At 42.4% G+C, this 6,810-nt stretch carries 6 protein-coding genes and 1 pseudogene; 5 read left to right on the top strand and 2 right to left on the bottom strand.

The features are described from left to right. Together V7L05_RS27490 and psaX are read left to right on the top strand one after the other, a co-directional pair. Positions 1–189 (top strand): annotated as a pseudogene (locus tag V7L05_RS27490) (hypothetical protein); the annotation flags it as partial. Positions 190–217: 28 nt separating this feature from the next. Then, entirely contained in the window at positions 218–355 is a 138-nt protein-coding gene (psaX, locus tag V7L05_RS27485) for a photosystem I protein PsaX (RefSeq protein WP_335168886.1), read from the top strand. 21 nt (positions 356–376) lie between these two features. On the opposite strand, the gene V7L05_RS27480 is transcribed toward psaX, so the two are convergent. Beyond that, on the bottom strand, positions 377–1,243 hold the full coding sequence (locus V7L05_RS27480) for a branched-chain amino acid ABC transporter permease (RefSeq protein ID WP_335168885.1): 867 nt from the start codon (positions 1,241–1,243) through the stop codon (positions 377–379). 226 nt (positions 1,244–1,469) lie between these two features. On the opposite strand from V7L05_RS27480, the gene hrmK reads away from it, so the two are divergent. After that, entirely contained in the window at positions 1,470–3,347 is a 1,878-nt protein-coding gene (hrmK, locus tag V7L05_RS27475) for a hybrid histidine kinase/response regulator HrmK (RefSeq protein WP_335168883.1), read from the top strand. Positions 3,348–3,462: 115 nt separating this feature from the next. Further along, positions 3,463–4,287, top strand: a complete 825-nt coding sequence (gene larE / locus V7L05_RS27470; RefSeq protein WP_335168881.1) for an ATP-dependent sacrificial sulfur transferase LarE — start codon at positions 3,463–3,465, stop codon at positions 4,285–4,287. Positions 4,288–4,435: 148 nt separating this feature from the next. Here larE and V7L05_RS27465 read toward each other — a convergent pair whose 3' ends face one another. Further along, positions 4,436–5,503 carry an SGNH/GDSL hydrolase family protein gene (locus V7L05_RS27465; protein ID WP_335168879.1) on the bottom strand — a complete coding sequence of 356 codons (1,068 nt, stop codon included), beginning with the start codon at positions 5,501–5,503 and terminating at the stop codon, positions 4,436–4,438. A gap of 947 nt (positions 5,504–6,450) precedes the next feature. Here V7L05_RS27465 and V7L05_RS27460 point away from each other — a divergent pair. Further along, on the top strand, positions 6,451–6,663 hold the full coding sequence (locus tag V7L05_RS27460) for a hypothetical protein (protein ID WP_335097665.1): 213 nt from the start codon (positions 6,451–6,453) through the stop codon (positions 6,661–6,663). The last annotated feature ends 147 nt before the right edge of the window (positions 6,664–6,810 follow it).

Below are 6,810 nucleotides of genomic sequence, written 5' to 3'. Positions count from 1 at the left end.
CAATGCCCAATGCCCAATGCCCAATGCCCAATGCCCAATGCCCAATGCCCAATGCCCAATGCCCAATGCCCAATGCCCAATGCCCAATGCCCAATACCCAATGCCCAATACCCAATGCCCAATTCTCAAGTTCACACAAATATTCTTAAAGAATTTGAGTATTTGGTACGCCAGTTTGGTATTTCTTAAAAAGTCTTGACATTAGGAGAATTGGATTATGACTGCTAAAGCTAAGAATTCCCCAGTTGCCGATAGTGGAGCTAAACCTCCCTACGCCTATCGCACAGGCTGGGCACTGTTCTTGTTGGCTCTCAACTTACTGGTAGCAGCCTACTATTTCCACATTATTCAATAGTTAGAAGTGGAGTGGTGCTGCTCAAATCGTCCCTTTGAATAAACCTTTGGGACGAATGAGCAGCACCAAAATCATGATCAACAGTGCTACACCTTGTTTATACTGAGAACCCAGCCAAGGGGTGCTGATTTCTTGGACGATGCCAATAATAAAAGCTGCCGCGATCGCACCGTAAGGATTGCCAATCCCACCAAGTATTACTGAGGCAAATAATGGTAAAATTAAAAACCATCCCATATTCGGACGCACGGCTGTAATCAACCCATACATACTGCCGCCCAGTGACGTAAGAGTGCCAGCAATTAGCCAAGTCCAGAAAATTACTCGGTCAACATTGATACCTGAAACCCTGGCTAAGTCCAGATCGTCAGCAACTGCTCGCATCGCCTTACCAATTTTGGTATTTTGCAGCAGGTAATGCAGCGCCAAAATTGCTAGCACCGCCAACCCCAACACTAATAATTGATTTTGCGGCACCTTTAACCCCAAAATATCTAAAGCTGGGGTAACAGGTAAATCATAATTTTGGTTCTTGCCACCCCAGATAAAAATAATCCCATTGCGAATAAATAATGCAAGTCCGATAGAAATAATAATCAGCGTAGTGGAAGTAGCACGGATAGAGCGCATCCTTGACCACAGTAACTTTTCCGATAACAGCATTGCTGCTACTGTTCCCGCCGCCGCCAGGATCATCGACAGCCAAATATTCACTCCAATAGAGTTGATCAGCCAAGTCAGATAGGCTCCTAAAGTTAAAAAGTCACCATGAGCAAAGTTAGATAGCCGTAAAATTCCATAGGTAAGAGTAAGTCCGACTGCGGCTAGAGCAATAATGCTCCCTACGGCAATCCCATTAATGATTAGTTGGGCGAATTGTGTATCCATAAGTCTTAAGTTGCTTTAAAAAATTTTAGTTCAGTGATTCATACAATAATTTTTATGGTCTAGCGGCTAAACTGGACATCATAAGTTATGGTTGATAACAACATAAGTTATGGTTTCTAAATAAAAATCATGGTTTATAAATAAATAAAGAGTTGTCCGCTAATATACATAGAATCCTGTTCGGATTTTTATGTGAAGCTAAACTTGTTCAACGGTCTAATTGACCATGCAGCAGTATTCAAGCTTACCAGACCAGAACTCACAGATAGATGCAACGCCAAAACTTTTGACAACAATTGAGCAACTTCGCACACAGCTGTGGTTGGAGAGCAGCTTGAACCAGTTGCAAAGTAGCCTTAATGATTGCCTGCTTTCTGCTTGTAACACTGTCTCACAGGCAGAAGCCGCACAAGGGGAAGTTTTCCAAACTGTGGTTAACGAGATTAACAGTGCTGTTCACAGCAGTAATCTGGCGCAGATAGATTTTACCGTAGCGATCGCTCTGTTTCAACCACAAGAAACTGTTGCCACAGTTTGCTATGTTTCTCGTTCTCCATCCGCAAACTCACAACCTTTATTTCTAGAAGTGCTGACAGCAGAAAAAAAGCTGCTGTTGAGATTACAAGAGGTTATAGAAGTCGAAGATTTGCAACAGCTTGAGAATCAACAACCACCGAGCGCTTGGCGGTTGGCTGATGATTCTGGCAGTATCATGGGCTGGCTAATTATCGCCGCAGTGCCCCGAAGCTGCGATCGCCAGTCGCTGATCGAATCACAAGCTCAATTCAGATCGCAATTGATGGCAAGGTCTGCCAAGCAATGTACGACAACCTTGCTACAACTTAGACACATCCGATCTTGGCAGCAACGGTATCAACAGTTAAGTAGCTCTAATCAACAATTGGAGCATACCAATCAACTGAAAAATCAGTTTTTAGCAAATACAAGTCACGAAATTCGCAGACCGCTTAGTTCTATTATTGGGTTTACCTACCTGCTTTTAGCCCCAGGGTATAAACCAACTAAAGAACGCCAGCAAGAGTATTTAAATATCATTCAGTCTTGCGGCAAGGACTTGCTAGCTCTGATTAATGATATTTTGGATCTCTCTAAAGTTGAAGCAAACCAGCTAGAAGTCCAGTATGAAACAGTAGATGTACCACTGGTGTGTAGCAATGTTTTGGCACTGGTGAAAGAGAAAGCCTCTAATAAGGGTTTGAGACTGCGCCTAGAAATTGACCCTGAGATTACAACCCTAGTAGCCGACCCTTTACGACTCAAGCAAATGCTGTGGAATTTACTCCACAACGCCCTAAAGTTTACAAGTATTGGAAGTGTTGGTCTACAGGTTGCTCCCAAAGGTGAATTTGTGCATTTTACAGTTTGGGATACTGGCACTGGCATTTCCCAAGAAGACCAAGCTTTACTGTTTCAACCCTATTTCCAAATTGCCAAGGCTATAGCTGGTGATATTGAAGGTACTGGTTTGGGTTTAGCACTGACTCGGAAACTTGCCGAAATTCACGGTGGTTCTGTGAATGTGGAATCGGAAGTAGATCACGGCTGCCGTTTTACCCTGATACTTCCCTTTAAGCAAGAGGCCCAAGTGGGAGGAGATGAGGGAGTAGGGGAAGCAAAATTTTCCTCATCTTCTCTGCCTTTCACCCCTAGTTCCTGTGTAGATATTTTGCTGGTAGAAAATGATTTACCCAACGCTCATTTGATGCAAATTTATCTGGATAAATTGGGGTATCAGGTGACTTGGGTCAAAAATGCTGCCGAGATGTGGGAAGCTCTAACACAGTTAGACCCAGCGGTGATTTTAATGGATGTCTACCTGGCAGATGGAAATGGTCTTGAGTTGGTGCAACAACTGCGAGAAAATCGGCAATATGAGGCGATTCCGATAATTGTTCAAACAGCAATGGCGATGAAAGGCGATCGCGAAATTTGTCTAGCATCTGGAGTAAATGACTATATTTCTAAACCGATTGATTTACCACTTTTAAAAAGTCTGGTGGGCAAGTACAGCAAAGCGCCAACTGAGGTTGATGGGGAGTGGGGAGTGGGAAGTGGGGGAGATGAGGGAGATGAGGGAGATTAGGGAGTGAGGGAGTGCGGGAGAAGAATTAATAACCAATGCCCAATGCCCAATGCCCCGTAACTAATGACTACAATAGAATTTGCAGGGTGCTATAAGGTTTTGGCAGGATTGGGAAATGATGCTGACAGAAAAATTTGAGCAATTAAGAGCCTTATTTAGAGAAATGGAGCAGGCGTTGATTGCCTACTCTGGGGGCGTTGATAGCACTTTGGTTGCCAAAATTGCTTTTGATGTGTTGGGCGATCGCGCTTTGGCTGTGACTGCTGTTTCTCCTTCGCTATTACCAGAAGAATTAGAAGACGCCAAAATTCAAGCTGCAACTATTGGGATTCCTCATAAAATCGTCCAGACTCACGAGATGGAAAACCCCAATTACACCTCTAACCCTGTTAATCGCTGTTATTTTTGCAAAAGTGAGTTGCACGATACTCTCAAACCTTTAGCTTTAGAGTTGGGTTATCCCTATGTAGTGGATGGGGTGAATGCCGATGATTTGCATGATTATCGCCCAGGAATTCAGGCGGCGAAAGAAAGAGGGGCGCGATCGCCTTTAGCAGAAGTCGGTGTCACAAAATTAGAAGTTCGCCAACTTTCGCAACAACTCGGTTTACCTTGGTGGGATAAACCCGCTCAACCTTGCCTCAGTTCCCGGTTTCCTTACGGTGAAGAGATTACTGTCGCTAAGTTGCAACGAGTCGGTAGAGGAGAAATTTTTCTGCGAAAGCTAGGTTGGCAGAATTTGCGCGTGCGATCGGAAGGGGATACAGCACGCATTGAATTACCACCAGAACAAATTAAAGAGTTTGTGTTGACTATAGATTTACAAACATTAGTTTCGGCATTTCAAGATTTTGGATTTATCTACGTAACCTTAGATTTGGAAGGTTATCGCAGTGGTAAGTTGAATCAGGTTTTGAATCGGGAAGCCTTGGGCGTTTAAATAATTCGTAATTCGTAATTCGTAATAGAGCCTCCGGCACGCACTCGCGTTCGTAATTAAGTTTTGCAACGGAACTCTTTTCTTTACGAGACGCTACGCGAACAATTTTGAATTTGGAATTGTTAATGCGCCAGAATTGAGCGATCGCTTAATTCTGGCGCTGAGTCAGCTTGTATTCTATCTGCTGTAGTGCCGATCGCCACACATCATATCCCTCTTGAGACAGGTGTAACCCATCTGTGGTCAACTCTGGGCGCATATTCCCTTCCATATCCGTAAACCAGCTATAGATATTTAAATAATTAGCACCTTCTTGTTTAGCAATCACGGTTAATTGGATGTTGATGTGACGAATGCGGCTATTGGAAACCTTTGGTAGGCGAGTAGGCAAAATTGATTCGACAATGATTTCAGCTTGTGGGTGAGTCTGCCGGAGGCGGCGGATAATTCGGCGATAATTACGCAAAATTGTTTCATCACTAGCGCCTTTGCGTAAGTCGTTAATTCCAGCCATGATGTAAATCACATTCGGCCGCGTTGCCGAAAATGCCCCCAATCTTTTTAAAACGCCACTGGAAGTATCTCCAGATATGCCTTGATTCAGCCACAACTTACCAGCAGGCAGTTTTTCTCTAGGAAACCACATACTCAAAGAATCACCAACTAAGATACTTAGATGATTTACGCCTTGACCTTGAGCGATCGCTCTAGCTTCTAAAGCTAGTAAACTTTTCCAGTCGTCATAAGTTAGTTGACGTTTCTTAATCGACTCCCACAAAGATTTCAAATTATCATTATCTACGCGTGTATAAATCTGACCTGTTTTCAGAGCCGCCAATCTTTGGTAGTAAAGTTGATTGCCGGATGTCAGTGAGAGACTAGCTGCTTGGCCGCTGGAGTTGAGTAGTGACTCTGTTGGCGCTGGTAATTCCTGACTGCTGGTTTCTGCTAAGGAGAGATTAACGCTCTTGATATTTTCCTCACCCACTGTTGGCTGCGAACTTTTTAGGGGTTGCAACACTTGGCCGCTGAGTTCTGGTAAGGAGAGATCAACGCTCTTGATAATTTTTGTACTGACTATTGCCTGCGAACCCTGTTTTAAATCCCACAGGAATCTAGAATTTTGTGGCAGCACAATCGACAGATGTGGAAGAGCCGATGCGGGTATTGCCAATCCTGTTAACAAACCTGCTGCCAACAGATAAGGGTCCTTCATCGATTTGTCTCTCCTCTACTCACTGCTTTTCCCTATGACAGGATTAGTTGCCTGTATTCAGGAAAATTTTACTTTGGTTAAGTTATTATTCTTATTTACACTGTGTAGCTCTGTAAAGCGTGTTCACGATATTATATTTGACAATTTACGATCTCTTTAAAGTACGGTTAACTTGGTGGTATATAAATCTGATTTTTGAGAATATTTCTACTGAAAGCACTGTTATCATCAGCCGACGACTTTTCATAACTCAGTTGTCACAAATATTGCAAGTATTTGCAAACTCGGCGATTACTGAGTGATTTTTGAGTATCTCAGACAGAGGTGTTTGCATTTGATGTTGCTAATGTAGGAAATAACTATTTGATTTTAGGTTTCCAGATTTCAGTAAATTGTGCGATCGCATCAGAGTTTGCTAGACCGAGAGGCAATGGCTGACGACAAGCCGTTTCACGTCTACACCTTTTTATTTCTCATCTGAAATTGAGCGGTGCAAATGCATCAGTTTTTAACCTGACATGACTAGAGTTTAACTGTTGAGAATATTGATATCATACGATGCTGTTCCCTCAATGAGCAAGCATCAGATTTGCCATGCTGAGAATTTTAGAACTTACTCAAAAAAGAGATTAGACCCGCAATCAAACAGATTTAGGATAACTCTGGAGTCATCTATAGCCCTGTTAGACACTATACCGGTTATGCTGGGATGACAAAAGTTAAATTTATTTTCATCCAAAAGTAAACTCTTACGTTTGATGCGATGATTGAGGGTTTTATCTAAATTGTCGAGAAATATGACAATGCCCAGCACTTAGAACCGTTGTTTTCTATATAGGTAATTTTTATGTTTACTCATTGAAGTATGAGTTGAAACACATTTAAATTAAGTTTTAACTCTAGAGAATAACCTCATTTAAAGTGCTAATATTTAGGCTGAATCATTAGTGTTTTCCTTTTATTCCGTGGCTAGAGCTAGTACAGCGATTGGTGTGAGTCCTATTATTAAGGAGATTGTGCAAAAACAGGCACATTCGACACGTTTAACCCTGAAAGAAGTTATTCTTATGGGGATGTTAGCGATTGATAAACTAGATGATCAGGCTCGTCAAGAGCTAGCGGATCAAGTTCATCAAATGCAGGTGAATGGAGAAATTTAATTGAGTAGTTATGAGTTACGAGCGATGCCCTGAGCCGTTCGACAGAGCTACGGGTAATCAGTAAACCAAAAAGTTTTTCTCCAAAGAGCGATCGCTAAAACACTTATGTCTTTTGATACTTCTTGATACACAACTCTCTAACCAGCA

The organism is Nostoc sp. (assembly GCF_036917755.1).
GTDB lineage: Bacteria > Cyanobacteriota > Cyanobacteriia > Cyanobacteriales > Nostocaceae > Nostoc.
This window is presented reverse-complemented; position numbering and strand designations above follow the sequence as displayed.